This window comes from Stenotrophomonas maltophilia, assembly GCF_002799245.1.
GTDB classification, from domain to species: domain Bacteria; phylum Pseudomonadota; class Gammaproteobacteria; order Xanthomonadales; family Xanthomonadaceae; genus Stenotrophomonas; species Stenotrophomonas maltophilia_S.
On sequence record NZ_NEQV01000009.1, the window covers coordinates 35553 to 61441 of the forward strand.

26 protein-coding genes are annotated in these 25889 nt (G+C 67.2%); 5 read left to right on the forward strand and 21 right to left on the reverse strand.

Annotated elements, in window-relative coordinates:
- Window positions 1-10: 10 nt before the first annotated feature.
- The 11 genes from B9Y64_RS20705 to B9Y64_RS20755 form a co-directional block, all read right to left on the reverse strand.
- Complete coding sequence (locus B9Y64_RS20705; RefSeq protein WP_100442250.1) at window positions 11-1390, reverse strand: sensor histidine kinase; 1380 nt, start codon at window positions 1388-1390, stop codon at window positions 11-13.
- Entirely contained in the window at window positions 1368-2051 is a 684-nt protein-coding gene (locus B9Y64_RS20710) for a response regulator transcription factor (protein ID WP_100442251.1), read from the reverse strand. The genes B9Y64_RS20705 and B9Y64_RS20710 overlap by 23 nt, the downstream gene beginning before the upstream one ends.
- A gap of 95 nt (window positions 2052-2146) precedes the next feature.
- A complete protein-coding gene (locus B9Y64_RS20715; RefSeq protein WP_100442252.1) occupies window positions 2147-4330 on the reverse strand; it encodes a PAS domain S-box protein in 2184 nt (727 codons plus the stop codon).
- 207 nt (window positions 4331-4537) lie between these two features.
- A complete protein-coding gene (locus tag B9Y64_RS20720) occupies window positions 4538-6925 on the reverse strand; it encodes a Tex family protein (RefSeq protein ID WP_100442253.1) in 2388 nt (795 codons plus the stop codon).
- A 207-nt stretch (window positions 6926-7132) separates the two neighbouring features.
- On the reverse strand, window positions 7133-7348 hold the full coding sequence (locus B9Y64_RS20725; RefSeq protein WP_005410085.1) for a hypothetical protein: 216 nt from the start codon (window positions 7346-7348) through the stop codon (window positions 7133-7135).
- Between the two features lie 395 nt (window positions 7349-7743).
- Window positions 7744-8196, reverse strand: a complete 453-nt coding sequence (locus tag B9Y64_RS20730) for a hypothetical protein (RefSeq protein ID WP_100442254.1) — start codon at window positions 8194-8196, stop codon at window positions 7744-7746.
- Window positions 8193-8396 (reverse strand): PspC domain-containing protein, encoded by a 204-nt coding sequence (locus tag B9Y64_RS20735; RefSeq protein ID WP_014647543.1) that lies wholly within the window; start codon window positions 8394-8396, stop codon window positions 8193-8195. Before B9Y64_RS20735 ends, B9Y64_RS20730 begins: the two co-directional genes overlap by 4 nt.
- Window positions 8397-8461: 65 nt before the next feature.
- The gene (locus B9Y64_RS20740; protein WP_100442255.1) at window positions 8462-8833 is read right to left on the reverse strand and encodes a YfeK family protein; all 372 of its coding nucleotides are present in this window, start codon (window positions 8831-8833) and stop codon (window positions 8462-8464) included.
- A gap of 53 nt (window positions 8834-8886) precedes the next feature.
- Window positions 8887-9954: a class III poly(R)-hydroxyalkanoic acid synthase subunit PhaC gene (gene phaC, locus B9Y64_RS20745; RefSeq protein ID WP_100442256.1), complete on the reverse strand. Its 1068-nt coding sequence runs from the start codon at window positions 9952-9954 to the stop codon at window positions 8887-8889.
- The gene (gene phaE, locus B9Y64_RS20750; protein WP_100442257.1) at window positions 9951-11030 is read right to left on the reverse strand and encodes a class III poly(R)-hydroxyalkanoic acid synthase subunit PhaE; all 1080 of its coding nucleotides are present in this window, start codon (window positions 11028-11030) and stop codon (window positions 9951-9953) included. The genes phaC and phaE overlap by 4 nt, the downstream gene beginning before the upstream one ends.
- A gap of 22 nt (window positions 11031-11052) precedes the next feature.
- On the reverse strand, window positions 11053-11667 hold the full coding sequence (locus B9Y64_RS20755; protein ID WP_100442258.1) for a CDP-alcohol phosphatidyltransferase family protein: 615 nt from the start codon (window positions 11665-11667) through the stop codon (window positions 11053-11055).
- Between the two features lie 347 nt (window positions 11668-12014).
- On the opposite strand from B9Y64_RS20755, the gene B9Y64_RS20760 reads away from it, so the two are divergent.
- Complete coding sequence (locus tag B9Y64_RS20760) at window positions 12015-12665, forward strand: class I SAM-dependent methyltransferase (RefSeq protein WP_100442259.1); 651 nt, start codon at window positions 12015-12017, stop codon at window positions 12663-12665.
- A gap of 64 nt (window positions 12666-12729) precedes the next feature.
- On the opposite strand, the gene B9Y64_RS20765 is transcribed toward B9Y64_RS20760, so the two are convergent.
- The 5 genes from B9Y64_RS20765 to ppsR all read right to left on the reverse strand — a co-directional run bounded on the left by B9Y64_RS20765 (window position 12730) and on the right by ppsR (window position 16965).
- Complete coding sequence (locus B9Y64_RS20765; protein ID WP_100442260.1) at window positions 12730-14091, reverse strand: MATE family efflux transporter; 1362 nt, start codon at window positions 14089-14091, stop codon at window positions 12730-12732.
- Window positions 14092-14208: 117 nt separating this feature from the next.
- Window positions 14209-14826 (reverse strand): DUF2239 family protein, encoded by a 618-nt coding sequence (locus B9Y64_RS20770; RefSeq protein WP_100442261.1) that lies wholly within the window; start codon window positions 14824-14826, stop codon window positions 14209-14211.
- 125 nt (window positions 14827-14951) lie between these two features.
- Entirely contained in the window at window positions 14952-15440 is a 489-nt protein-coding gene (locus tag B9Y64_RS20775) for an NUDIX hydrolase (RefSeq protein ID WP_100442262.1), read from the reverse strand.
- A 43-nt stretch (window positions 15441-15483) separates the two neighbouring features.
- Window positions 15484-15993, reverse strand: a complete 510-nt coding sequence (locus B9Y64_RS20780; protein ID WP_100442263.1) for a DUF1249 domain-containing protein — start codon at window positions 15991-15993, stop codon at window positions 15484-15486.
- 150 nt (window positions 15994-16143) lie between these two features.
- The gene (gene ppsR, locus B9Y64_RS20785; RefSeq protein ID WP_006452040.1) at window positions 16144-16965 is read right to left on the reverse strand and encodes a posphoenolpyruvate synthetase regulatory kinase/phosphorylase PpsR; all 822 of its coding nucleotides are present in this window, start codon (window positions 16963-16965) and stop codon (window positions 16144-16146) included.
- A 144-nt stretch (window positions 16966-17109) separates the two neighbouring features.
- On the opposite strand from ppsR, the gene ppsA reads away from it, so the two are divergent.
- On the forward strand, window positions 17110-19488 hold the full coding sequence (gene ppsA / locus B9Y64_RS20790; RefSeq protein WP_100442264.1) for a phosphoenolpyruvate synthase: 2379 nt from the start codon (window positions 17110-17112) through the stop codon (window positions 19486-19488).
- 148 nt (window positions 19489-19636) lie between these two features.
- Entirely contained in the window at window positions 19637-20530 is an 894-nt protein-coding gene (locus tag B9Y64_RS20795; protein WP_100442265.1) for a mechanosensitive ion channel family protein, read from the forward strand.
- An 82-nt stretch (window positions 20531-20612) separates the two neighbouring features.
- On the opposite strand, the gene B9Y64_RS20800 is transcribed toward B9Y64_RS20795, so the two are convergent.
- From B9Y64_RS20800 to B9Y64_RS20820, 5 genes are all read right to left on the reverse strand, one after another.
- Window positions 20613-21728: an alkene reductase gene (locus B9Y64_RS20800; RefSeq protein ID WP_100442266.1), complete on the reverse strand. Its 1116-nt coding sequence runs from the start codon at window positions 21726-21728 to the stop codon at window positions 20613-20615.
- 160 nt (window positions 21729-21888) lie between these two features.
- Window positions 21889-22761, reverse strand: coding sequence for an EcsC family protein (locus B9Y64_RS20805; protein ID WP_100442267.1), 873 nt, complete (start codon window positions 22759-22761; stop codon window positions 21889-21891).
- Between the two features lie 114 nt (window positions 22762-22875).
- Window positions 22876-23448 (reverse strand): oligoribonuclease, encoded by a 573-nt coding sequence (gene orn / locus B9Y64_RS20810; RefSeq protein WP_100442268.1) that lies wholly within the window; start codon window positions 23446-23448, stop codon window positions 22876-22878.
- A gap of 75 nt (window positions 23449-23523) precedes the next feature.
- The gene (tadA, locus tag B9Y64_RS20815; protein WP_100442269.1) at window positions 23524-24048 is read right to left on the reverse strand and encodes a tRNA adenosine(34) deaminase TadA; all 525 of its coding nucleotides are present in this window, start codon (window positions 24046-24048) and stop codon (window positions 23524-23526) included.
- Window positions 24049-24123: 75 nt separating this feature from the next.
- Window positions 24124-24483: a winged helix-turn-helix transcriptional regulator gene (locus B9Y64_RS20820; protein ID WP_100442270.1), complete on the reverse strand. Its 360-nt coding sequence runs from the start codon at window positions 24481-24483 to the stop codon at window positions 24124-24126.
- Between the two features lie 78 nt (window positions 24484-24561).
- On the opposite strand from B9Y64_RS20820, the gene B9Y64_RS20825 reads away from it, so the two are divergent.
- Together B9Y64_RS20825 and B9Y64_RS20830 are read left to right on the forward strand one after the other, a co-directional pair.
- Window positions 24562-25329 carry an NAD(P)H-dependent oxidoreductase gene (locus B9Y64_RS20825; protein ID WP_100442271.1) on the forward strand — a complete coding sequence of 256 codons (768 nt, stop codon included), beginning with the start codon at window positions 24562-24564 and terminating at the stop codon, window positions 25327-25329.
- 68 nt (window positions 25330-25397) lie between these two features.
- Window positions 25398-25835: an acetyltransferase gene (locus tag B9Y64_RS20830; protein ID WP_100442272.1), complete on the forward strand. Its 438-nt coding sequence runs from the start codon at window positions 25398-25400 to the stop codon at window positions 25833-25835.
- The last annotated feature ends 54 nt before the right edge of the window (window positions 25836-25889 follow it).

Below are 25889 nucleotides of genomic sequence, written 5' to 3' on the forward strand. Positions count from 1 at the left end.
GAACAATCCCCTACAGCACCTGCGGCCGGCACAGCAGGCTGAAACGGGCGCCACCCAGCGTGGACCGCGCCACCTTCAGGCGGAACCCGTGCAGGCCGGCGATGGCTGCCACGATCGACAGGCCCAGTCCGAATCCTCCGCCCTTGCTTGCCTCCGCGCGATGGAAACGCTGGAACACCAGGCTGCGTTCGGCTTCGGGAATGCCAGGCCCCGAATCCTCCACCACGATGCAGGTGGCGCCCTCCTCCACCAGGGCCGACAGCTGCACACGGCCCCCTTCCGGCGCGAACCGGATCGCATTGTCGAGCAGGTTGCCGATCGCCTCGAACAACAGGCCGCGGTCGCCCACCACGCCCGGCAGGCCAGCGGCCAGATCCAGCTGCAGCCACTGCCCCTTCTCCTCCGCCAGCGGCGCGTAGAACGCGTGGATTTCCTGCAGCAATGCTTCCGGCGCCAGCGTATCGAACCCGGAACGACGCTGGTGATCTTCCAGCTCGGAGATCCGCAACAGCGCGCGGAAACGCGCCATCAGTGTGTCGGTTTCTTCCAGCACCTGCTCCAGCGGCAGCGCCTGCGGATCATCGTCCTGCACCTGCTGACGCAGGCGGTACAGCTGCGCGCGCACGCGTGTCAGCGGTGTACGCAGGTCATGGGCGATGTTGTCGCACACACCTTTGACCTCGGTCATCAACTGCTCGATGCGGTCCAGCATGGCGTTGACGATGGCCGCCAGCATGTCCAGCTCGTCGCGGCGGTTGGCCAACGGCAGGCGCTGGCCCAGGTCGCCTGCGACGATGCGGGCAGTGGCCTGCTCAATGGCCTGGATGCGGCGCAATGGCCGCCGTCGCAGCAGATGCCAGCCAAGCAGGCCCGGCAACAGGGTCAGCGACACGCCCCACAGCAAGGCGTCAAGGATCAGGTGATTGACCTCATTCAAGGGTCCGCTGTAACGCACCAGCACCAGGATGCGGCCGTCGCGGGTCGGCATCGCCAGGCCGAAGCCGCGCTTGCCGCGTGCATTCACATCAGCGATCGGCAAGCCCGACACCGGATGCGCGCTGCCATCGAGCGGCAGCTGCGCCGGCAGCGACTTCAGCATGCCGGCAATCGGCTGGCCATCCGGGGTGAACAACCCGTAGGCATCGATGCCATGCAGGTCGTAGCGGCGGTTCTCGCGCAGCGCTGCAGCCAGGCCATCACCGGTGAAATGCTCGAACAGGTGCGCACGTTGCAGCACCGCCGACTGTGCCAGCTCGTCCAGGTACAGCGACACCCTCCAGTACAGCACCCCCAGCAGCACGCACGACCAGGCTACGAACAGCAGGCTGTACAGGCCCAGCAGGCGGCTGCTGGACGAACGCCAGCCGTCAGACAGTTTCGCTGAGGACATAGCCACTACCGCGCACGGTACGGATCAGCGACGGCGCGTCGGCCTGGTCCAGCTTGCGCCGCAGGCGGCCGATATGGACGTCGATCAGGTTGGTACCGGGGTCGAAGTGGTAGCCCCACACTTCCTCGAACAGCATCATCCGGGTCAGCACCTGGCCGGCGTTGCGCATCAGGTATTCCAGCAGCTTGAACTCGGTCGGCAGCAGGCTCAGGCTGCGCCCGCCACGATGGGCAGTACGCGCCAGCAGGTCCAGCTGCAGATCGCCCACGCTCAGCAGGGTCTCATTGCTGGCCGGGCGCTGGCGGCGGCGCAGCAGCACCTCCACGCGCGCGGCCATCTCGTCCGAGGCAAACGGCTTGGTCAGATAGTCATCGCCGCCAGCACGCAGGCCGCGCACCCGCTCATCGACATCCGACAGCGCACTGAGCATCAGCACCGGCGTATCGATGCCGATCCGGCGCAGGGTGGTGACGATGGCCAGGCCATCCAGCCCGGGCAGCATGCGATCCAGCGTGATCGCGTCGTAGTCGCCACTGGCCGCACGCACCAGGCCTTCGCGGCCGTCGGCCACCCAGTCCACCTGCAGGCCATGGCTGCCCAGCTCCGCCACGATCTCCTGGGCAGTGATGGCGTCATCCTCGATGGTCAATACGCGCGACATGGGCACCGCTGAAGTCCAGACTGGCCCATGCTCGCCAAATCGGCCGGCGCGGGCAAATGAAACATCCTTCATCGAGCGCGCTGGTGCGGGCCGGTTCAGCCCGGTTCGCCGTCGTCACCCGGTAGCTCGGACAGCTCGCCCTGCACCTGCACGTTGTTGCGCCCCATTGCCTTGGCCCGGTAGCACTGGGCATCGGCAGCGGCTACCGCCTGGTCCACGCTCATGCCGCCCGCCAGCGGCGCGATGCCGATGCTGGCACCCACCCGCAACCGGTGCTGATCCCACGGAATCGACAGCGAGGCCAGCGTGTGCAGCAGTTCGCCACCGATACGGGCTGCACGACGCGGCGTGCAACCGGACAGGATCACCGCGAACTCGTCACCGCCCAGCCGCGCCACCACGTCCGAATCGCGCACGCCGTGGCGCAGCACACTGGCCACTGCCCACAGCACGGCATCCCCAGCCAGGTGGCCCCAGGTGTCGTTGACCGGCTTGAAGCGGTCCAGATCGATGTACATCAGCGAGGCGGCCTGGCCAGTACGCTCGACACGGGTGATCGCCTGCTGCAGGTGCACCTCGAAACCGCGGCGGTTGCTCAGTTCGGTGAGCGGATCGATCTCCGCCAGGTGGCGGGCTTCGCGCTGGCGCGCACGCTGCTGGGTATCGTCGCGCAGCACCCAGACCGCGCCGCGCACGTGGCCTTCGTCATCGCGCAGCCAGGCACGGGTCAGGTCCACCGGCACCGTTGCCGTGCCCCAACGCAGCAGCAGGTCGGCGTGCAGGTCCACCGCATTGCTCTCCGGGTCCAGCAGTACCGACACGTCCAGTACCGAGCCGGGCGCGTACTCGGTGGTCAGCGCCAGCACGTCCTGCACCTTGTGGCCAGCCAGCGACAATGCGCCATCGCCGGCCAGGGTACGTACCGCGGCGGCATTGGCGTAGTCGATGCGGCCATCAAGGCTGACGCTGAGCACCAGGTCGGCCACCGCATCCAGGGTGATGCGGCTGCGCTGTTCACTCTCGAACAGGCGCTGCTCACTGCTGCGCTGGGCGGTGATGTCCTGGATCTGCGACACGAAATGCAGCGGTTCGCCATGCTCGGCACGCACCAGCGACACCGACAGCCGCGCCCAGATGATGCGGCCGTCGCGGTCGAGATAGCGCTTTTCAAGGTGGTAGTGGCTGCGCCGACCGGCCAGCAGGTCCTGCACCAGGGCCAGATCGGTCTGCAGGTCATCGGGATGGGTCAGGCGCTGGAAATCGACCTGCAGCAGCTCTTCGCGCGGGTAACCCAGGATCCGGCACAGCGCGTCGTTGACGTCCAGCCAGCGTCCGTCCAGCGAGACCAGGGCCATGCCCAGCGCAGCAGACGTGAAGGCCCCCGCAAACTTCTCCGCCGACAGCCGTGCCTCAGCGCGCGCCTGCAGGATCTCGGTGATGTCGATGGCCATGCCCACGTAGCCGATTCGCGCACCCTCGGCGCCCTCCATGCGGCTGATCGACAGGCGTACCTGGCGTGGCAGGCCATCCTTGCGCAGCAAGGTCCACTGCCGCACGTAGGTCTGCCCGTCGGCGCGCGCACTGAGCGCTTCGAACACGTCGGGAAGGTGGCCCTCTGCGTCGGCCAGCGGCCTCAGCCAGGCTTTCAGTTCCTCCGGATCGTGGAAGGCATCGAGCCGGCGCTGGCCGACCATCTCCGCTGCGCTGTAGCCCAGCAGGCGCTCTGCACCCGTGTTGAACAGGGTGATGATGCCATCGGTATCGGTGGCGATCACCGCAACCTCGTCGGACGCATCGACCACGGCCTGCAGGCGTTGCCGGGTCTCGGCCGCGTCCTGCCTCGCCTGCTGCAGCTCGGTGACGTCGGCATGGGCACCGGCCATCCACAGCGGCCTGCCCTGCCCGTCCCATTCGAAGACCCGGCCACGGTCCTGGATCCAGATCCACTGGCCGTTCTTGTGGCGCATGCGCAACAGGCAGGCGTAGTTGTCGCTGCGCCCCTCGAAATGGTCGTCCAGCGCCGCATCGGACAGCGCGATGTCATCGGGATGGACCAGCTTCAGGAACGTCTTCTGGCAGATCGGTTCCAGCTCTTCCAGGCGGTAACCGACGATCTCGGCCCAGCGCGCATTGACCCGCATCTCGCCGGTCTGCACGTTCCATTCCCAGGTTCCCGCAGCGGTACCGTCGATGATCATCGCCAGGCGGCGGCGCTCCTCCGCCAGCTCCTGCAGGCGACGTTCCAGCAGTCCATTGCCGTGGGTGCCCTGGCCCGGCATCAATCCGGTCCCCTGCCGGCACGGGCAGGCGCCGACCGCAGCGGAGCGTTGCGGCCGCCGGTACGAGCGACGGATGGTGCTGGCGTCATGGCCCTCCCCAGCGACAGCGGGGTGGCCGAACGCCCCCCTCAGGCGCAAGTGTGCGCAATCACGGGGAAAATCGACAAGTCCCCCGCCACCAATCAAGCGTGACGGGGGACACGGTCCTCAACTGCGCTTGGCGCGGGCGAAGGCCTCGGCAAGGGCATTGTTGGCCGGGGGCGCGGACTGGGCGGGACGGCCGCCATTGCCCTGGCCCCGGTTCGGCCCGCGGTTCTGGCCGCCGGCGTCGCGGCGCGGTCCCGGCCCCTGGCCACGCTCTTCGCGCTGGCCCGGACGGCTGGTGGCCTGGCCGGGGGTGTCGTCCAAGCGCCGGGTCAGGGCGATGCGCTTGCGCGCCACGTCCACCTCCAGCACCTTCACCTTGACGATATCGCCGGCCTTGACCACGTCACGCGGGTCCTTCACGAACGTATCGGAGAGCGCCGAAATGTGGATCAGGCCGTCCTGGTGCACACCGATATCGACAAAGGCCCCGAAGGCGGCCACGTTGCTGACCACACCTTCCAGCACCATGCCCTCGCGCAGGTCCTTGATGTCCTCCACGCCCTCGGCGAAGCGCGCCGCCTTGAACTCAGGGCGCGGGTCGCGGCCGGGCTTCTCCAGCTCCTTCAGGATGTCACGCACGGTCGGCACGCCGAAGGTGGCATCGGTGAACTGCTCGGCCTTCAAGCCACGCAGGAAACTGCCATCACCGATCAGCGCCTTGATCGGACGCGCGGTGCTGGCGACGATGCGCTCGACCACCGGGTAGGCTTCCGGGTGCACCGCCGAGGCGTCCAGCGGCTGGTCACCGTCGGCGATGCGCAGGAAGCCGGCGCACTGCTCGAAGGTCTTGTCGCCCAGGCGCGCGACTTTCAGCAGGTCCTTGCGGCGCTTGAACGGGCCGTTGTCGTCGCGATGGCGCACGATGTTCTCGGCCACCGTGGCCGACAGGCCTGACACCCGCGACAGCAGCGCCGCCGATGCGGTGTTCACGTACACGCCCACGGCATTCACGCAGTCCTCGACCCGAGCATCCAGTGCCCGGGCCAGCCGGTACTGGTCGACATCGTGCTGGTACTGGCCAACACCGATCGCCTTGGGATCGATCTTGACCAGCTCGGCCAGCGGATCCTGCAGGCGGCGGGCAATCGACACCGCGCCACGCAGCGACACGTCCAGCCCCGGGAACTCTTTGGCCGCGAACTCGGACGCCGAGTACACCGATGCGCCGGCCTCGCTGACCACCACCTTCTGCAGCTTCGGGTTGGCGGCAGCCTTGATCGCTTCACCGGCCAGCTTGTCGGTTTCACGGCTGGCGGTGCCGTTGCCGATCGCGATCAGTTCCACGTTGTGCCTGGCGCACAGCTGCTTGATCGTCTGCAGCGACTGCTCCCACTGACGGCGCGGCTCGTGCGGGTAGATGGTGTCGGTGGCGACCAGCTTGCCGGTGGCATCGACCACGGCGATCTTGCAGCCGGTACGGATGCCCGGGTCCAGGCCCAGCACGGTCTTCGGGCCGGCCGGTGCGGCCAGCAGCAGATCCTTCAGGTTGTCGCCGAACACGGCGATGGCTTCGGCCTCGGCCTTCTCGCGGGCCTGGTTGAACAGGTCCAGCAGCAGATGGGTGTGCAGCTTGGCGCGCCAGGTCAGGCGGCAGGCGTCCAGCAGCCAGCGGTCGGCGGCGCGCCCCTGGTCGGCGATGCCGGTCTTGCGTGCCACCCGCCCCTCGGCGTACTGGTGGCCGGCTTCGGCATCGCTGCCCGGGTCCAGTTCCAGGAACAGGATCTCCTCGCGGCGTGCACGGAACAGCGCCAGCAACCGGTGCGAGGGAATCTTCGCCAGCGACTCGGCGTGCTCGAAATAGTCGCGGTACTTGGCGCCCTCGGTTTCCTTGCCTTCGGCCACGCGGGCACGGATCACGCCGGTCTCGCCCAGCCAGGTCCGCAGTTCGCCGACCAGCGCGGCATCTTCGCCCCAGCGCTCCATCAGGATCGCGCGCGCGCCTTCCAGCGCGGCCTTGGTGTCGGCCACGCCCTTGTCGGTGTCGACGAAGGTGGCCGCGAAGGCCTGCGGGTCCTGCGCCGGGTCAGCCAGCAGGCCATCGGCCAGCGGCTCCAGTCCCGCCTCACGGGCGATCTGGGCGCGGGTGCGGCGCTTGGGCTTGTACGGCAGGTACAGGTCCTCCAGCCGGCTCTTGGTATCGGCGGCCAGGATGTCGTTGCGCAGTTCATCGCTGAGCTTGCCCTGCTCGCCGATGCTGGCCAGCACCGCCGCACGGCGGTCCTCCAGCTCGCGCAGGTAGGTCAGCCGGGTTTCCAGGTTGCGCAGCTGGGTGTCGTCCAGGCCACCGGTCACTTCCTTGCGGTAGCGCGCGATGAACGGAACGCTGGCGCCCTCGTCGAGCAGACCGACGGCGGCGCGTACCTGGGCGGACTGGGCACCGATCTCGTCGGCGATGGTCTGGGCGATCTGCTGGGCGAGCGCGCTCTGTGCGTTCTTGGCGTCGTGCATTGCTTCAGGTCTGTGCCGCGTTACGGGAAGACCCCATTCTGGCAATCCACGACGGAGCCGGACAAGGCATTGACAGGGGGCGAGGTTCAGCGGCGTAGCCGGATTGGACGCCGGCATCCTGGCGGAGAGAGGGCTCGGACTGGCCCGGGGCTGGGATGCCGGCGCGGGCGCACGATGGCTGGCGCGCCCTGCCGCGTGTTGCGAAGGTCAGCGGTAGTGGCGGGCGGCGCGCTGCATGACGATCTCGTCACGCATGCCTTCCAGGGCCATCAGGCGGACCTTGCCGACACCCTGCAGTTCCATGAACCGCTCCGTGTAGAACTCCGGCCCCAGCGCGGTGTCGGCGCGGGATTTGCTGAAGCCGTAGGGCACCACGCCCTTCTCGCCATCCTTGCTACCACCGACATAAAGAACGATTGCCATGTGATGTATTCCTCCAAATTGCTACTGCGTACTGCACTCGATGAGCGATGCTGCGAGCTCATCGAGGGAGAGCTTACCGCGTCGAACCTGACTGGAACGTCACGAAGGCTAATGACGATCGGTTGCATGCAGATGACTGCGGGATCGCAGCAGAATGCTTACAAACCTTTAACTTTCGGCTAACGAATCCAGCGCTGTTCCTGCCAACGGCGCAGCCCCTCGTGGGTGGATTGGTTGGTCGCGGAAAGCCGGTTTCCTGTGGGCTGGCCGGCTGCTTCCTGTAGAGCCGAGCCCATGCTCGGCTGCTTTCCGGGTGGTCCGCGAAGCCGAGCGCGGGCTCGGCTCTACACGAGCAAGCGCACCACGCCACGAGCGGCTGCGCCGTTGGCTGCAAACTACGGCCACCAGCCATGCCCGAACCGGGCGAAATGATCGGCCGCCCGCTCGAACGGATTGCGCGCACTCACCCCGCCACACAGCACGTACACCGGCAGGTACAGCGGCCCCAGCACCATGTACTGATAGACGTGCGCACGCTCATGGTCATCCAGCCGGATCAGCGGCTCCACGCCCCACCCCGCCTGATGCGCATAGGTCCGGCAGGAGATGCCCAGATCGTGGCCGGTATGCAGGATCACATTGCCCAACGTGATCGCTCCGCCCGGTCCCCACGGCCAGCGGTCGAACACCAGCGCGCAGTCACGTCCGCTCCAGCGCAGTGTCGCGCCACCGAGCATGCCGGCCAGGCCGCCGATCAGGCCGAGCAGGGAGTTGGGCAACGTCCATGCCGCGCCCAGCACCTGCAGCGCGCGCAACCAGAGTGGCCAGGGCGTCAAGGCAGTCTTCAATCGGCCTCGTTCGGCATCAGCAGCCACAGGATCAGGTAGACCAGGATGCCGGGGAAGGCCGCCGAGGCCAGCGACAGCAGCACGTAGACCACCCGCAGCAACGTGGCATTCCAACCGAAGCGATGGGCAATGCCGCCCATCACGCCGGCAATCATGCGGTCGTTCAGCGAACGCGACAGCGTCTTGGGCGTGGTGTTCATGGCAGTGTCTCCTGGCAGCGCACAAAGGCAGTCAAGCGGGGCCCGACTCTACACCCGGCCCATGTCTACGGCGTGCGGTGGCGCAGGGCCTGCAGACGGGCGCCGAACCAGGCCGCTGCGGTCTGTTCAGGCTGCCCCGGGCAATGGATCCGGTAAGGCTTGCCGCTCATGCTGCTCTGGCTGGCGGCGCGCTCGATGAACTGCTCGGCGCTGTCCACCATGTCCTTCTTCAGCAGGTAGTCGTACTTGCGCTGCAGATGCGCGCGCGCATCGCTGCCGTCGTACCAGCTGCCATTGCGCTGGAACCGGCACTGGGAGCCATCCAGGCTGGAGATCAGCTGGGCGATCTCTCTTCGCGCCTCCGCGCTGGGTGCGGCCTGGGCAAGTGGCGCCGCCAGCAGCAGCGCGGCAAGCATCATCATGAACCGTTGCGACATCATCATTCTCCAGGTGGTCGAGCAAGCTCGACTCTGCAAAGGCGAAGCAAGCCTTACGCGTCGCGCGCCTTCAGCCAGCCATCGATCGTCGCCGGTACTTCGCGCTGCGCGCGGCCGGACACATAGATACCGATATGGCCACCGCGGAAACTGGACTCGGTGTAGTCGTCCGTGCCCAAGCGCCCGCGCATGGCGCGCGAGGCGTCCGGCGGCACCAGATGGTCCTGCTCGGCATAGATGTTCAGCACCGGCAGCGTCACCTGCGACAGATCCACCGCTTCCTCGCCGATCCGCACCGTGCCGTTCACCAACCCGTTGCCCTGGTAGAACTGCTTGATGAAGTCACGGAACGCCTCGCCCGCCAGGTCCGGTGAATCGAAGATCCACTTCTCCATGCGCAGGAAGTCCTCCAGCGCCGCCTTGTCATCGAGGATGTCGAGCAGGCCTACGTATTTCTGCACGTTCAGGCGGAACGGCTTGAGCATCAGGTAACTGGCATTCATCAGGTCGGCCGGGATGTTGCCCAGCGTGTCGACCAGCAGGTCCACGTCCACCTGACGCGCCCAATGCGAGAGCATGTTGTCGGCAGTCTGGAAGTCGACCGGGGTGACCATGGTGATCAGCTTGCCCAGCTTCTGCCGGCGCAATGCGGCGTAGCACAGCGCGAACACGCCGCCCTGGCAGATGCCGAGCAGGTCGACCGGGCCGCCGCTGCGCATGCGCAGTGCGTCCACCGCACCATCGATATAGCGCAGCAGGTAGTCCTCCAGGGTCTGGAAGCGTTCGGAGCGGTCCGGGTAGCCCCAGTCCAGCACATACACGTCCTGGCCCAGCGCCAGCAGCTTCTGCACCAGCGAACGGTCGGCCTGCAGATCGACCATGTACGGCCGATTGACCAGCGCATAGACGATCAGCAACGGCGTGCGCCGGGTCGGCGCCTGTTCGCCGACGAAGCGATACAGCACCACCATGCCGTCGCGCCAGACTTCCTCGCGTGCGGTCACGCCATAGTCCACGTCTTCCACCTGCGGCAGCAGCTTCAGCCCTTCCAACAGCTTGCGCTGCATGGCCAGGGTCTCCTGCATCAGGTCATCGGCGTTGAAGCCCAGCGGTCCCTTCATCGGTCACGCGCCCGAGCGGAAGTGCGCGGCGTGGCCTTTTTTGCAGGCGCTTTTTTTGCAGGCGTCTTCTTCGCAGACGCCTTCTTTGCCGGTGCGGCCTTCTTCGCGGCCTTGCGCGTGGTTGGCTTCACCTTTGCCGGCGCCGGCTGCGCCACCGGATCGACCGCGGCGGTTCCGGCCAGCACCGCCACCTGTGCCTGCAGGCGGCGCAGGCTGCGCTCCAGCTCGGCGATGCGACGGTGCGCGGCATCCATCTCGCTGCGGGTCGGCAGGCCGATACGTTCACTCATCTGTTCCACCTCGCGCTGCAGGCCGGCGCGCAGACGCATCTGCGCGTTGCCCAGCGAGGCGTATACCTGCTGGAACGGTTCGGACATGGCGACCTTGGCGTAGGCCTCCTCGGCCACTTCGATCCACAGGTCGAACATCGCACGGGCGCTGGTCAGCTGGCTGCCCGGCTGTTCGTGCTCGGCCAGGCGCTGCTCGAACAGCGCAAAGGCCTCCTCCAGCGCCTGCTTGATCTGATCGACGTAGGCGCGCGAATGCTGCTGGTATTCCTCCTGCGCACGCAGCAGGGCCTGCCAGCGCGCCTGATGCTCGCGCCCGGGCCCGAACGCCGGGCTCTGCAGCCACGGGCCGGCCGGCAGCTGGAACTGCTGCAGCCACGCGGCGAATTCGGGCACGGCGGCGCCGGCCTGGGTGCTGCCACGGGCGCCCTGCAGCATCCACTGCAGCATGCCGTCGCCCTGCCCCTGCACCGCCTCGCGCCAGGCCTGCGCCACTTCGGCGCTGCTGGCGTCGCGGCCGGCGAAACGCGCGGCGACGTCCTGCATGGTGCCGTACCAGCTGCCCGCCTGTTCGCGGAACCGGCGCACGGCATCTTCCGGCGCGCCCGGGCCCTGTTCGGGCAGCAGCTGGCCCCACCAGTCGAACAGCCGCTGCCAGCTGCCGGGATCGTCACCGGCCGGTGCACCGGGTGTGCTCGCATGGCGCAGGGCATCGCCCCAGGCGCCGAAGTACTGCCGGGCCAGGGTCTCGAAATCGCTGCTGCCGGCGTCGTGGGCCGAGCTGGTCATCGCAGGCCTCCGCAGGGCTGGCTCATGGCTTGGGGATACGCAGGGTCTTGCTGATCATCAGCGACCCGGACAGGGCGAACAACAACACCATCGGGTGCAGCTGCCACGGGCCGATCTGCCACTGGCCGAACCAGATGTTCTGGCCGATGGCATCGGTACCGGCGGCAATCGCCAGCACGATCACCAGCACCAGGCTGGTCGGAATCGGAGTGCCCTCGAAATACTTGACCTTGCCCTCGTCGCCGGCCAGCGCCTCGGCAGTGACGTTGTAGCGTGCCAGGCGGCTGACGCCGCAGCAGACGAAGTAGCTCAGCACCAGCCAGTCCCAGCCGCCCTGCATGCCGCAGGCATAGGCCAGTGCCGCCGGCGCCACGCCGAAGGAGATCACGTCGGACAGCGAGTCCAGCTCGCGGCCCAGGGTGGAACTGGACTTGCGCCAGCGCGCGATGCGCCCGTCGAGGGCGTCGAAGATGAAGGCCAGCGGGATCAGCGCCATGCCGAACAGCAGGTAGCCGCGCTCGCCGTCCTGCAGGAAGCGCATCGCGGCAAAGACCGCACCGGTGCCGCAGAAAGCATTGGCCAGGGTGAACCAGTCGGCCAGCTGGAATTCGCGCAGCATCGAGAAGTGACGTTTCATGGGGTCTCACGGAGCATCAAGGCCCACAGGTTACCGCGAGCGCCGCCGCTGGCGACAGCGCTGACCGGGCCCACCCTTCACCGCTCCCTCACCCACCCTCACCAGCGGTGAATTTTTCGCCACCCATCTTGACAGCCTAGGGGGGTGGAGCCTGTCGCAGCTTATCCACAAAGTTGCCCACGCGTAATCCACACCCCCTGTGGACAACCAGATCTCACCGACTGCGACGGTGGACATTTCCTCATCACCCAGCAGCGGGGTTTTCCTACTTCCCAAGCCGCAGCGTCGGCGCTATGGTCACCGGCGGGCCCGCCGCCGCCACGTCCGAATCCTACCGACGGACGACGATGACGATGCTGGATGCCATCTCCCTGGCCGCGCAGCTGCGGCAGCCCCATGGCGACGCCGCACTGGCGGTGGCCGATTCAATGAACCGCAGCAACGGCGCGCTCAACCGGGCGGCGATCGGGCTGCTGGCGGTATCGGCGGGCGAGCGCATCCTGGAGATCGGCCCCGGCAACGCCGCTTTCGCGCCGTTGCTTCTGCGGGCAACCGGCAGCCAGTACCTGGGGATCGAGTGGTCCCCCGCCATGGTCGAGGCCGGCAATCAGCGCCTGGCCGCCGCCGGGCTGGCCGACCGTGCCACGATGCGCCATGGCGACGCCCACACACTGCCGATCGGCGATGCCTCGATGGATGCGGCACTGGCGGTCAACACCCTGTACTTCTGGCCGAACCTGGCGCCGGTGCTGGGTGAGCTGGCGCGGGTGCTGCACCGGGGCGGCCGGCTCTGCCTGGCCTTTGGTGATGCCGCCTTCATGCGGACCCTGCCATTCGCTGCCGACTTCCAGCTGCATGAACTGGACGCGGTGGAGCTGGCCCTGCGCGTATCCGGGTTCAGCGTTTCAGCCTGGCGCAGCCACCGGGAAACCGCCGCCGGCAATGATGGCCAGGCACGCGACAAGCACTTCCATCTGCTGCTGGCGCAGCGGCGCTGAAGTGGTAGAGCCGGCCGCTGGCCGGCTGCCCCGGCCATTCCGGATTGCCGGCCAGCGGCCGGCACTACCCAACCTGCACCCGCCGCCAACGCGCGAAACAGAACACCTGCATCACCAGCATCGCCAGCAACCCCAGCGGCCACGCCCACCACAGGCCGGCCAGCCCATGCTGCACCTGCAGCCACATCGCCAATGGCAGCTCCAGCAGCAGTACCGCCACCATGCCCAGCAACGCTGGCAGCAATACCGTGCCGCTGCCGCGCATCACCCCGACCAGGACCGCGCTGATCCCCATTGCCAGTACGCCCCACACCACCGTGCGCAGCTGCAGCGTGGCCAGTTCGCGCACTTCGCTCGCCGCCAGGATCAGGCCCGTCAGCCAGGGCGCCAGCGCCACAACCAGCACCACCACCACGCTCAGCACCGCCAGTCCAAGCAGCACGCCGGTGCGGGCGATGGCCGGCAGCCGTGCCGTACGCCCTGCCCCCATCGCATGCGCTGCGAGGATGGTGGCGGTGATCCCCAGGGACATCGCCGGCAGCTGCACCCAGCTCATCAACTGGTTGACTGCACCGTAGGCGGCCGTGGCGGTGTAGCCGTAGCGGTTGATCCAGCCCAGCAGCACGATTTCGGCAATGGCCAGACTGAGCATCTGCAGCGAAGACGGTACGCCGATGCGCAGCATCGAGCGGATGAGCGCTCCATCGAAACGAATGGCACGCAGCAGCTCACGTCCCGGTGCCAGGGGATGTCCTACCCGCTGCCAGCGCCACAGCAACCAGCCCAGGGCCAGCAGCGAGGCGAACGCCGCCGATACAGCCGCGCTGGCCGAACCCAACCGTGGCAGGCCGGCCCAACCCAGGATCAGCAGCGGCGTGCACAGCAGGCCGACCGCCGTTGCCATCAGCAGCGCATGCAGAGGCGTCCTTGCATCGCCCACTGCCCGGCTCACGGCGGTGGCCAGCCAGAGCAGGAAGAACACCGGTGCCGCCAGCAGCAGGACCCGCGCAAAGACAATGGACTCACTCAGGACCGGTGCCGGTGTGCCCAGTGCCGCCAGCAGCTGTGGCGCGAAACCGCCGCCCACCGCCATCACCAGCACCGACAACAGCAGGATCAGTGCCACCGCACTGCCAGCCACCGCGCGCGCCTGTTGTGGCCGGCCCGCCCCCCAGGCCTGGCCGATCAGCACCATCGCGCCCGTCGCCAGGCCCATCACCAGTGCCAGCAGCAGGAAGAAGACCGGGAAAAAAGCCGCGGCGGCAGCCACGGCCTGGGTTCCGAGCAGATGGCCGAGGTAGATGTTGTCCAGCGTGCCAGCAGCCAGCTGCAGTGCATTGGTCAGCAGCATCGGCACCAGCAGGGCCAGATAGGTACGCCATAGCGGCGGCGCGACCGGGGGGACAGGATGTGCAGGGGTGTTCATGGGGTTCTCCGGGCAAGGCGCCGCCCTGCCCGGCGTTTCCGCCAGCAAAGCAAGCACAGGGGAGCGGGCCGTGGCCCGCGATCATGTGGCGCCGCCGCTCAACGACGGCGCGATGGCTCAGCCGTCGGCGTTGTCGAAAGCCAGCCGCAGGGCGTGGTCGCGCACGTCACCGGGCCAGGAATGCAGCGCCGCTTCCAGGCCCGCGCGGTCATGAGCGAACAGCACGCGGATGGCCTCCTCGAAGCCCGGCAGGTCTCCGGCGATGGTCTGCAGGAAGTGATACGCACGCTCGCTGTCACGGCGCTGGCGGTTCTTGTCTGCACCCGCCCGGCTGGCCGCCTCCACCAGCTTGCGCAGCACCACCGAGGCCCCGCCAGGCTGATCGGCCAGCCACGCCCAGTGCCGTGGCAGCAAGGTCACTTCACGGGCGACCACGCCCAGCTTGGGGCGGCCACGGCCGCGCGGGGCGGCGGGTTCGTCTGCGGGGGCCGCTTCGGCATCCGCTTCCACGGCGGATGGAAGCGCGTCGGCCACCCGCGACAGCAGTTCTGCGTCACTGCCGCGCGTATCGAAATCACGGGTGCGGCCGGTGGCGTTGTCGAACACCAGCAACGGTCCGGCGGCGTTGTCGGCGCGCAGCTGCTTGAGGGCCAGTGCAGCCACTTCCGGGGTACCGGAAGCGACCAGGCGATGGCCGTCGAAACAACTGAAGGGCGGGAGTCGGGACGCAGGCATGGCAATGGCATCAGAGGCGATGCGCGAATATTGCCCGGGTAATACTCGCGAGTCAATATTGCCCGGGTATTAATTGGCAATGGGCAGCGTGCCAATCCGGGTTGGCACCTGCCAGCCTCTCCAGGTCACAGCCGGCTGTAGGACCAGCTGACCATGCGACCGTCCCTGTACGGCATGACACCGTGGAACGGGCGCGGATCGGCGTCGAACACCAGGGGCAGGAAGTTGCGGTCGCCCTCCCACATCGGGAGCGTGTCCAGCTTGTCCAGGTCCACCCACTCCAGCGTGCCTTCGTGGTTGCCGCCGTGCGGAGTGCCTTCGAAGGTGTCGATGACGAACACGAAACCCAGCCAGTCTTCGCCGTGCTTGCCGAAACCGGGCCAGCTGATGGTGCCGCGCAGGCGCATGCCGGTGCAGTCGATGCCCGCTTCCTCGGCGATTTCACGACGCATGCTGGCAGCCACGTCCTCGTCTGCTTCGATCTTGCCGCCCAGGCCGTTGTACTTGCCCAGGTGGTGGTCACCGGGACGGGTGTTGCGGTGGATCATCAGCACCTGGCGACGATCGGGCGAAAGCACATAGCCCAGGGTTGCGACGATCGGGGTGTACGGCATGGGGCATGCATCCAGCGGCAGGTCAGCCGTGGATTATGGCCGATCAGCGCACCAGCGACAGGCGACGCTCGGCGGGTGTACCTGCATCGACGGGATCGCGGCGCAGGGTGGCCACGCCGTGGCCGCGCTCGGCCAGGTATTCCAGCCACTTGCCGAGGAACGTGTTCATCCGCATGCGGTGGCTGATCAGCTCCGCCGGCGGCGGATACAGGCCCATCGTGTCCTGCCAGCGGCGGCCGACGTAGCAATGGGTGGTCTCGGCCTGGCGCGCATCACGGTAAAGGCGCACATAGGCCGACGGGTCCGGCTCGCCGGTGACCGGGTCGGCCAGGTCGTAGGTCAAGCGCAGTTCCACCGTGTAGCGGTGGCACTCGATCACGTCCAGGCGCACGTCCAGGCCATCGCCGACCGAAGAAATGTAGCTGCCGGCCACCAGTTCCGCCGGTGCGAACAGGCGCACCAGGTGGCGGTAGTTTTCCGCGTACAGGCCCATGAGCCAGCTCAGCCGGCTCAGGCGGGGAATGCGTTCGGTGCGGGGCGAGGCGTGGGCCATGGGTCGATCCTACACGTTGGTGCTTCAACGTGGGGGCGGGATCGCCCCGACCAAAGGGGCTCGGTATCGACCAACGGTCGATACCCACCGCAGAGGAGGGGCAATGCCCGCCACCTGGGTAGGCCACGACCGTTGGTCGTGGCGCACGGATCAGTACAGCTCGCGCTGCAACCCCAGCGTGGCCAGCACCTTGCTGGAAATCTCCTCGATCGAGGTATGGGTGGTGCTCAACGTCGGGATCCGCTCCATCTGGAACATCACCTCGGCTGCGGCCACCTCGCGCTTGCAGGTGTCCAGATTGGCATAGCGCGAGTTGGGGCGGCGCTCCTGGCGGATCTGCTGCAGGCGGTCCGGGTCGATGGTCAGGCCGAACAGCTTGCGCCGATAGTTGCGCAGCCGCGGCGGCAGTCGGTCGCTTTCCAGATCTTCGTCGGTCAGCGGGTAGTTGGCCGCGCGCACCCCGTAATGCAGGGCCAGGTAGATGCAGGTGGGCGTTTTGCCAGCGCGCGACACCGCCACCAGGATCACGTCGGCGTCGTCGTAGTTCACCGCGATCCCATCGTCATGGGTCAGCGCGAAATTCATCGCGTTGATGCGACGGTGGTAGGTGTCGAAATCGACCATGCCGTGGGCCTGGCCGACCCGGGCCAGGCGCGGGCTGGCCAGTTCACGCTCCAGCGGCTCGATGAACGGTGCGAACACATCCAGCATCAGGGCACCGCTGTCGGCCAGGATCAGGCTCAGGCTCTGATCGACGCAGGAGTTCACCACGATCGGCCGGACCTGGTACCGCTCCCCCGCCGCCTGGATCCGGGCACAGGCTTCACGCGCTTTTTCGGGGTCGTCGACAAACGACATGCGGTCGGTAATGAAGCTGAACCCGGAGAACTGGGTCAGCAGGCTATGCCCAATGGTTTCAGCGGTGATACCGGTTCCATCGGAAACGTAGAACACCGGACGGATGGTCGACATGCGCGCTTTTACCCCCTACGAAGCCTAAAAGGGCCGCCAACACAAGCTTGTGCCGACAGCGGTCTGCCCGGCATCATATCGGCTTCTTCCTACGGACGCGGCCACTCAGCCCGCCTCGGGCGATGGCCAAACGGAGCATCGCGCTTGAACGAGAACATCCTGTGGTTGCACGAACTGCGTCTGGCCGACCTGGCCCGCGTAGGCGGCAAGAATTCGTCGCTGGGCGAGATGATCGGCAATCTGGCCGGTCTGGGCGTCTCCGTTCCTGGAGGTTATGCGACCACGTCTGAAGCCTTCAAGGACTTCATCGCGCACAACGACCTGTCCAAGCGCATCTTCGACAAGCTGGCCACGCTGGACGTCGAGGACGTCAACGCGCTGACCGCTGCGGGCAAGGAAATCCGCTCCTGGGTGATCGACGCTCCGCTGCAGCCGCAGCTGGACCAGGACATCCGCACCGCCTACGCCCAGCTGAGCGCCGACAACGGCGGCGGCGACGTGGCCGTGGCCGTGCGTTCTTCGGCCACCGCCGAGGATCTGCCGGATGCCTCCTTCGCCGGCCAGCAGGAAACCTTCCTCAACGTCACCGGTGCCGACGACGTCGTGCACAAGGTCAAGGAAGTGTTTGCCTCGCTGTACAACGACCGCGCCATCGCCTATCGCGTGCACCACGGCTTCAAGCACGAGGACGTGTTCCTGTCCGCCGGCGTGCAGCTGATGGTGCGTTCGGGCGTCGGTTCCTCCGGCGTGCTGTTCACCCTGGACACCGAGTCCGGCTTCCGCGACGTGGTGTTCGTCACCTCGTCCTTCGGCCTCGGCGAAATGGTCGTGCAGGGCGCGGTCAACCCGGACGAGTACTACGTCTACAAGCCCACCCTGCAGGCCGGCAAGCCGGCGATCCTGCGCCGTTCGCTCGGCAGCAAGGCGATCCGCATGGTGTACTCGGATGTCCCGGGTGAGCGCGTCAGGATCGAGGACACCCCGGCCGAACTGCGCAACACCTTCTCGATCAGCGACGAGGACGTGCAGGAACTGTCCAAGCAGGCGCTGGTCATCGAAAAGCACTACGGCCGCCCGATGGACATCGAGTGGGCCAAGGACGGTGTCAGCGGCAAGCTGTTCATCGTGCAGGCGCGCCCGGAAACCGTGAAGTCGCGCAGCCACGCCACCCAGATCGAGCGCTTCGCGCTGACCGAAAAGGGCGGCAAGGTGCTGGCCGAAGGTCGTGCCGTCGGCGCCAAGATCGGCTCGGGCGTGGCCCGCGTGGTGAAGACGCTGGACGACATGAACCGCGTGCAGCCTGGCGACGTGCTGATCGCCGACATGACCGACCCCGATTGGGAACCGGTGATGAAGCGCGCCTCGGCCATCGTCACCAACCGCGGTGGCCGTACCTGCCACGCCGCGATCATCGCGCGCGAGCTCGGCGTGCCGGCCGTGGTCGGTTCGGGCAACGCCACCAAGGTGATCGAGGACGGCCAGCTGGTCACCGTCAGCTGCGCTGAAGGCGATACCGGCTTCATCTACGAAGGCAAGCTCGGCTTCGAGCGCACCACCACCGATCTGGGCAACATGCCGCCGGCACCGCTGAAGATCATGATGAACGTGGCCAACCCGGAACGTGCCTTCGACTTCGGCCAGCTGCCGAACGCCGGCATCGGCCTGGCCCGCCTGGAGATGATCATCGCCAGCCACATCGGCATCCACCCGAACGCGCTGCTGGAGTACGACCGCCAGGACGCGGCGACCAGGAAGAAGATCGACGAGAAGATCGCCGGTTATTCCGATCCGGTCAGCTTCTACGTGGACCGGCTGGCCGAAGGCATCGCCACCCTCACCGCCTCGGTCGCACCGAACGCCGTGATCGTGCGCCTGTCGGACTTCAAGTCCAACGAGTACGCCAACCTGATCGGCGGCAGCAACTACGAGCCGCACGAAGAGAACCCGATGATCGGCTTCCGCGGCGCCAGCCGTTACGTCGACCCGAGCTTCTCGGCCGCCTTCGCGCTGGAGTGCAAGGCCGTGCTGCGCGTGCGCAACGAAATGGGCCTGGACAACCTGTGGGTCATGATTCCGTTCGTGCGCACCCTGGAAGAAGGCCGCAAGGTCATCGAGGTGCTGGAACAGAACGGCCTGAAGCAGGGCGAGAACGGCCTGAAGATCATCATGATGTGCGAAGTGCCGTCCAACGCACTGCTCGCCGATGAGTTCCTGGAGATCTTCGACGGCTTCTCGATCGGCTCCAACGACCTGACCCAGCTGACCCTGGGCCTGGACCGCGACTCGTCGATCGTCGCGCACCTGTTCGACGAACGTAACCCGGCGGTGAAGAAGCTGCTGTCGATGGCGATCAAGTCGGCACGTGCCAAGGGCAAGTACGTCGGCATCTGCGGCCAGGGCCCGTCCGATCACCCGGATCTGGCCGAATGGCTGATGCAGGAAGGCATCGAGTCGGTGTCGCTGAACCCGGATACCGTGGTCGATACCTGGCTGCGCCTGGCCAAGCTGAAAGGCAACGGCTGATGCCGTGATGGGCTGACGTCGCTTTCATCTACGTCCGCCCATACTGCTGCTGCATGCAAGCCCCGCCTCTGCGGGGCTTGCTGTTTCTGGCGTCCGTGCACGCCACGCGCACCTCGCGCCTGTCCCGCAGCAGCAAAGGAAATCCCGCATGATCGCCGCCGCATCGCCCTCCCCCGCCGCAACACCCTGGTTCCATTCGCTCGACTGGGAACGCCTGCTGGAGACCTATGGCGTGCCTTTGCTGGCCGCCATCGTCGTGCTGCTGGTCGGCATGTGGGTGGCGCGGCGCCTGTCCAATGCGATGCCGCGCGCGACCGCGCGCATGGGCGTGGACCCGATGCTGGGTAGCTTCCTGCGCAATGTGGTGTATGCCGCGTCGCTGGTCATCGTGGTGGTGCTGGCCATTGGTACGCTGGGCGTGCAGATCACCCCGCTGCTGGCCGTGCTCGGCACCGCCGGCCTCGCTGTTGGCCTGGCGCTGAAGGATTCGCTGTCCAACATCGCCTCGGGCGTGATGCTGGTGACGCTGCGGCCGTTCCGCGTGGGCGATGTGGTTACCGTGGCCGGGCAGACCGGCACCGTGCGCGAAGTGCGCATCTTCCAGACCGTCCTCACCGGCGCCGACAACCAGCACACCACCATTCCGAACACGCTGATCACCGCCGCGCCGATCATCAACCTCACCGCCGAACCGACACGCCGCGTCGAACTGGTGATCGGCATCGGCTACGAGGACAACATCCAGCTGGCGCGAGACACTGCACTTGCGCTGATGAAGGCCGACCCGCGCGTGCTGCAGACGCCGGCACCGGACGTGGTGGTGTATGAGCTGGGTGCGCACGCCATCAACCTGGGCATCCGCTGCTACGTGAAGTCGGCCGACTGGTTCGGCACCAAGGTCACGCTGCTGGAACAGCTGAAGCTGGGCTATGACAAGGCCGGCATCAACATCCCCTACCCGCAGCAGGACATGCACCTGTACCTGCATGGCAAGGACGGCGGCGTGGTCGAGGCTGAGGCACTGGTGCGCGACAAGCCCTGATCCTTCCGGGTGGTGCCGACCAACGGTCGGCACCCACCCAACGGCACCGGTAGTGCCGGCCGCTGGCCGGCACCCGCCAGGATCAAGCCGCGACGCTTTCTTCCAGCGTCGGGTAATCGGTGAACCCGACCGCGCCACCGCCAAAGAATGTCGCCCGATCCGGCGGATTCAGTTCCGCCCCCAGGCGCAGGCGCTCCGGCAGGTCCGGGTTGGCGATGAACGGACGACCGAAGCCGATCAGGTCGGCCCAGCCTTCAGCCAGCGCCTGCTCGGCGCGCTCGGCCGTGTACTTGCCGGCATAGATCAGCGTGCCCGGGTAGACCATGCGCAGTGCCTGCTTGAACGCCACCGGCATCAGCGGCGCTTCGTCCCAGTCGGCTTCGACGATGTGCAGGTAACCCACGCCCAGCCCGGCCATCAGGTGGGCGGCGGCCAGGTAGGTCGCCTGCGGCGTATCGTCCACCGCACCCTGCTGCACGGTCAGCGGCGCCAGGCGCACGCCGACACGGTCCGCGCCGGCAACTTCAACCATGGCCTGCACCACTTCGTGCAGGAAGCGCAGGCGGTTCTGCAGCGAGCCGCCGTAGCGGTCGGTGCGCAGGTTCGCCTGCGAATCGATGAACTGATTGATCAGGTAACCATTGGCTGCGTGCAGCTCGACACCATCGAAGCCAGCAGCCAGCGCATTGCGGGTGGCCTGCGCGTAGTCCTCGACGATGCCCGGGATCTCGTCTTCGCGCAGCGCGCGCGGCATCGAATGCTGGATCATTTCACCCATGCCGGTTTCCGGACCGGCACCACTCGGATCGACGAACACCTTCACGCCTTCAGCCAGCAGGGCCGACGACGATACCGGTGCACCGCCCTCCGGCTGCAGCGCCACGTGCGAAACACGGCCCACATGCCACAGCTGGGCGTAGATGCGGCCACCGGCGGCGTGCACCGCATCGGTCACCTGGCGCCAGCCCTGCACCTGCTCGGCACTGTGGATGCCCGGGGTCCAGGCATAGCCCTGGCCCTGCTGGCTGATCTGGGTACCTTCGCTGACGATCAGGCCGGCGCTGGCACGCTGCGCGTAATAGGCGGCCATTTCCGCAGTGGCGACGTTGCCGTCGGCGGCGCGCGAGCGGGTCATCGGCGGCATCACGATGCGGTTGGGCAGCGTCAGCGCGCCCAGGCGATGGGAGGTGAACATCATGGCGGCAATCTCTTGCGGGGGAAGTGCCGCAAAGGATGGGGATGTCTCCCGCTGCGCAACAGGCACGCGCTGGCAAAACAATTGTTCCGCCAGGGCAAGGATGCGGCCCGTTCCTTCGGGTCGGATCCCTTTCCGAAGGAAGGGGCTCTGACCCCCGGGGTTACAGCGCTGGCTCGATCCTGGCCGCACCGTGCGCCACGCGGTCGTAGCAGGTGCGCACCACATCCTCCCCGTACTTCAATTCCAGCCGGCGCACGATGAAGTGGCCGCGCGCCATGTCCTGGTAGTAATCGGTGAACATGGTATTCAGTGTTGCACCCGCGGCAGCACCGACGATCGGCACCGCCTGCGCGGCGAACTTCTCGGTGACCACCACGCCGAATCGCGCCGCCACCTTCTCCACCATCTTCGCCAGCAACTTGCCGGCCTCCTTCGGTGCCACGCCCAGTGTCAGGTCGCGGCCGGTCACCACGCGCCCGGCCAGTTCGGCCGACAGGTGACGCATCACATCGGTGGTGAAACCACGGGCCAGGTAATAGCCCGTCTCGCTCGCATCATCGCGTGGCGAGTTGCCGCCCAGCGCGAACACCTCCAGGCAGGCCTGGCGGGTACTGAACTCGGACAGGTCGAATCCCTCGCTGCGGGCCACGTCGGCCACCGCACGCATCATGATGGTGGTCGACACCGGCAGCTCGATGAACAATGCCGCGAAGCCGAAGGCCCCGCCGACCGCACCCGAGGTGGCGGCCGCCAGTTTGTGCCAGCGGGTCGATGCCCCCTTGCCGGGCGTGTTGTCCATGCTCCACAGCGCCGCCTGCGCCGACTTGGACAGCGCCGCCTGCACCGCACCGTGGATGCGGCCGGCGACCGCCTTGGGCAGCGCCTTCACCGCGAACTCCAGCGGCGTGCCGACCAGGTTCGCCATGCGCGCAGTCAGGGTCGGCGCTTCCAGCAGGGCCACCGCCCGCTGCAGGTCGGACCAGTCGTGGGCGTCATGGGCAATATCGCGGGGGAGCAGGATGGGCTCGTTCATGGCGCCGATCTTAGCGCCAGGGAGTTGAACGGAGGGTAGTGCCGGCCGCTGGCCGGCAACCTGATGCACCTCACGCAAGCCCTGGAACTGCCGGCCAGTGGCCGGCACTACCGATCAAGGCGTGGGCAACCCTGACAGCGCACCCATGAACTGGCGGTAATGGCGCAGCTCGGCGATCGAATCGTGCACGTCGCTCAGTGCGGTGTGGTTGCTGTTCTTGCCGACACCGGCGGCCACGCTCGGCGCCCAGCGCTTGGCCAGTTCCTTCACCGTGGACACGTCCAGGTTGCGGTAGTGGAAGTACTTTTCCAGCCTCGGCATCTGGCGGTGCAGGAAGCGGCGGTCCTGGCAGATCGAGTTGCCGCACATCGGCGAAAGGCCGGCCGGAATCCACTGCGCCAGGAAATTCACCGTCTGCGCCTCGGCCTGGCCCAGGGTGGTGGTGCTGTCCACCACGCGCTGCCACAGACCCGAGCGGCGGTGCTGGTTGCGGTTCCACTCATCCATCGCTTCCAGCGTTTCCAGCGGATGGTGGATGGCGAACTCCGGCCCTTCAGCCAGCACATTGAGCTGGGCATCGGTGACCACGGTGGCGATCTCGATGATCGAATCGTTGTCGGTATCCAACCCGGTCATTTCCAGGTCGATCCAGATCAGTCGCTCGTTGGCCGCGCCGTTGTCCGCCATGTGTCGCCTCGTTGCTGGGCAGGCGCGCGGCCTACCGGTGAAGGGAAAGGGGCGCCCATCATACCCTTTCGCCACTCAGCCCTCGCCGGCGTGGTCTTCCAGCAGCAGCGGCGGCTTGCCGCGCTTGGCGCGGAAATAATTGGTCAGGCGCGTGCTGGCCTCCTTGGCCAGCACCCCACCGTGAATCTCCACCCGGTGGTTGTGGCGGGCATCGCCCAGCAGGTCGAACACGCTGCCGCACGCGCCAGTCTTGGGGTCGCTGGCGCCGTAGACCAGCCGGGCAACGCGTGCATGCACGATCGCCATCGCACACATCGCGCACGGCTCCAGGGTCACGTACAGGGTGCTGCCGAGCAGCCGATGATTGGCCAGCAGCGTGCCACCGGCCCGCATGGCCACGATCTCGGCATGCGCGCTGGGATCGTGCGAGGCGATGTTGAGGTTCCAGCCCTCGCCCAGCAGCTGGCCATCGGCGCTCACCAGTACCGCACCCACCGGAATCTCATCGAACTCGCGCTGCGCGCGCTCGGCCAATGCCAGCGCATGGCGCATCCAGTGTTCATCGGCGTCGTGCACCGGTACGCCCAGGGCATCGGTCATGGCGGTTCTCGCGTGTCTACAGGGCCAGGTAGGCCGCCGGGGTGGCATTGTACGCCCGTGGCCGTGCAGGCGCCGCTAACGTGCGTCGAAGCGCTCGCGGGCGGCGTCCAGCGCCGGGAAGTTGTGCTCGGCCCAACGGTCCAGGGCGGACAGCGTGTCAACCAGACCACGCGCGACCTCGGTCAGCCGGTACTCCACATGCAGCGGCTTGCTGCCCAGGTCACACCGCTCGACCAGACCATTGCGCTCCAACTGCCGAAGGGTCTGGGTCAACACCTTCTGCGAGATGCCATCGATCTTCCTCAGCAGCGCGCCATTGCGCAGCGGCCCCTGTGCCAGCGCCGGCAACAGCAGCATCACCCATTTGCCGGAGATCAGCGCCAGCGCATCGCGCGCCGAGCAATCGGCGGCATAGACATCGCCCGGACAGGCCATGGTTACCTCAAGGTGCGTAATTGCCGGGGCACTCCGGCATCGCGAGGATGGTCGCACACTCCATGAACACCTTGCCCCATGCGCGCCCTGATCCTGCTTGCCCATCCCGAACCCCGCTCGTTCAACGCCCATCTGGCCACGCAGGCCGCCGAACAGCTGCGGCATGACCACCTGCAGGTGGACGTGGTCGACCTGTATGCGGAGGGCTTCGATCCGCTGGAAGCGGCCCATCACCATTCAAGCCGCCTGCAACCCGACCGCTTCGATGCCCAGCGCGAACAGCGTTACGGCGCCGAACAGGGTCGGCTGCCCGCCGATGTGCAGCGCCATCTGCAGCTGCTGCAGGCTGCGGACCTGGTGATCCTGCAGTTCCCGCTCTGGTGGTTCGCGGCACCGGCGATCCTCAAGGGCTGGCTGGACCGCGTACTGGTCTACGGGCCGATGTACAACAGCCGCCGGCGCCACGAACACGGCGCGATGCGCGGCAAACGTGCCCTGCCAAGCGTCACCACCGGTTCTTCGGCGCGGGCATGCGGGATGGATGGCCGCGAGGGGGATACCCGTCTGTTGCTTTGGCCGTTGATGTACAGCCTGCGCTACGTCGGCTTCGACGTGATGGAACCGCATGTGGTGCATGGTGTCCGTTCCGGGCTGGCACCGGAGCGCGTGCAGGCGCACGACGAGGCACTGGCCACGGCAACCCTCCACTACCGCGAACGACTGGCGCAATGGCCACAGTGGCCCATCGTGCCCTTCAACGACAGCGTGGATTTCGAGGACAGCGTGGTGCTCCGCGCGGAGGCGACTGCGTACAGCCCCTTCATCCGCCATCGCAACGCCGGATGAATCCGCTCCTGCAGGCGCGACCGCGAAGCTTCATACTGCGCCCTCTTCCGCAGCACCTTGGTGAACCCATGACCACCCTTCGCCCCTCGCGCGCCGACGACGGCGCCGCCCTCGTCGACCTCTGGCGCCGCGCCGTCGACGCCACCCACGACTTCCTCAGCGCCGAAGACCGCCAGGCCATCGATGCCGAGGTGGCTGGCTTCCTGCCGCAGGCGCCGATGACCGTTGCCGTCGATGCGCAGGACCGCCCTCTTGGTTTCATGCTGATCGACGGCACGCACATGGAAGCGCTGTTCATCGATCCGGATGTGCGCGGCACGGGCATCGGCCGGCAGCTGCTGCAGCACGCGCTGGCCCTGCATCCGCAGTTGAGTACCGACGTCAACGCACAGAACGCGCAGGCCGTTGGCTTCTACCTGCGCATGGGCTTCGTCGAAACCGGCCGCTCACCGCTCGATTCGCAGGGCCGTCCGTACCCCCTGATCCATCTCCGGCACAACGGCTGACATCCCTCGGCAGCCGCCGCGTGCTAGCGTGGCGGCGTCCACGAAGGAGTGCCG

What these genes read in the sequence shown, in the direction of transcription:
- B9Y64_RS20705 (WP_100442250.1), bottom strand. Translation starts at nt 1,390, where the DNA reads ATGTCCTCAGCGAAACTGTCTGACGGCTGGCGTTCGTCCAGCAGCCGC.
- B9Y64_RS20710 (WP_100442251.1), bottom strand. Translation starts at nt 2,051, where the DNA reads ATGTCGCGCGTATTGACCATCGAGGATGACGCCATCACTGCCCAGGAG.
- B9Y64_RS20715 (WP_100442252.1), bottom strand. Translation starts at nt 4,330, where the DNA reads ATGCCGGGCCAGGGCACCCACGGCAATGGACTGCTGGAACGTCGCCTG.
- B9Y64_RS20720 (WP_100442253.1), bottom strand. Translation starts at nt 6,925, where the DNA reads ATGCACGACGCCAAGAACGCACAGAGCGCGCTCGCCCAGCAGATCGCC.
- B9Y64_RS20725 (WP_005410085.1), bottom strand. Translation starts at nt 7,348, where the DNA reads ATGGCAATCGTTCTTTATGTCGGTGGTAGCAAGGATGGCGAGAAGGGC.
- B9Y64_RS20735 (WP_014647543.1), bottom strand. Translation starts at nt 8,396, where the DNA reads ATGAACACCACGCCCAAGACGCTGTCGCGTTCGCTGAACGACCGCATG.
- B9Y64_RS20740 (WP_100442255.1), bottom strand. Translation starts at nt 8,833, where the DNA reads ATGTCGCAACGGTTCATGATGATGCTTGCCGCGCTGCTGCTGGCGGCG.
- phaC (WP_100442256.1), bottom strand. Translation starts at nt 9,954, where the DNA reads ATGAAGGGACCGCTGGGCTTCAACGCCGATGACCTGATGCAGGAGACC.
- phaE (WP_100442257.1), bottom strand. Translation starts at nt 11,030, where the DNA reads ATGACCAGCTCGGCCCACGACGCCGGCAGCAGCGATTTCGAGACCCTG.
- B9Y64_RS20755 (WP_100442258.1), bottom strand. Translation starts at nt 11,667, where the DNA reads ATGAAACGTCACTTCTCGATGCTGCGCGAATTCCAGCTGGCCGACTGG.
- B9Y64_RS20760 (WP_100442259.1), top strand. Translation starts at nt 12,015, where the DNA reads ATGACGATGCTGGATGCCATCTCCCTGGCCGCGCAGCTGCGGCAGCCC.
- B9Y64_RS20765 (WP_100442260.1), bottom strand. Translation starts at nt 14,091, where the DNA reads ATGAACACCCCTGCACATCCTGTCCCCCCGGTCGCGCCGCCGCTATGG.
- B9Y64_RS20770 (WP_100442261.1), bottom strand. Translation starts at nt 14,826, where the DNA reads ATGCCTGCGTCCCGACTCCCGCCCTTCAGTTGTTTCGACGGCCATCGC.
- B9Y64_RS20775 (WP_100442262.1), bottom strand. Translation starts at nt 15,440, where the DNA reads ATGCCGTACACCCCGATCGTCGCAACCCTGGGCTATGTGCTTTCGCCC.
- B9Y64_RS20780 (WP_100442263.1), bottom strand. Translation starts at nt 15,993, where the DNA reads ATGGCCCACGCCTCGCCCCGCACCGAACGCATTCCCCGCCTGAGCCGG.
- ppsR (WP_006452040.1), bottom strand. Translation starts at nt 16,965, where the DNA reads ATGTCGACCATCCGTCCGGTGTTCTACGTTTCCGATGGAACCGGTATC.
- B9Y64_RS20795 (WP_100442265.1), top strand. Translation starts at nt 19,637, where the DNA reads ATGATCGCCGCCGCATCGCCCTCCCCCGCCGCAACACCCTGGTTCCAT.
- B9Y64_RS20800 (WP_100442266.1), bottom strand. Translation starts at nt 21,728, where the DNA reads ATGATGTTCACCTCCCATCGCCTGGGCGCGCTGACGCTGCCCAACCGC.
- B9Y64_RS20805 (WP_100442267.1), bottom strand. Translation starts at nt 22,761, where the DNA reads ATGAACGAGCCCATCCTGCTCCCCCGCGATATTGCCCATGACGCCCAC.
- orn (WP_100442268.1), bottom strand. Translation starts at nt 23,448, where the DNA reads ATGGCGGACAACGGCGCGGCCAACGAGCGACTGATCTGGATCGACCTG.
- tadA (WP_100442269.1), bottom strand. Translation starts at nt 24,048, where the DNA reads ATGACCGATGCCCTGGGCGTACCGGTGCACGACGCCGATGAACACTGG.
- B9Y64_RS20820 (WP_100442270.1), bottom strand. Translation starts at nt 24,483, where the DNA reads ATGGCCTGTCCGGGCGATGTCTATGCCGCCGATTGCTCGGCGCGCGAT.
- B9Y64_RS20825 (WP_100442271.1), top strand. Translation starts at nt 24,562, where the DNA reads ATGCGCGCCCTGATCCTGCTTGCCCATCCCGAACCCCGCTCGTTCAAC.
- B9Y64_RS20830 (WP_100442272.1), top strand. Translation starts at nt 25,398, where the DNA reads ATGACCACCCTTCGCCCCTCGCGCGCCGACGACGGCGCCGCCCTCGTC.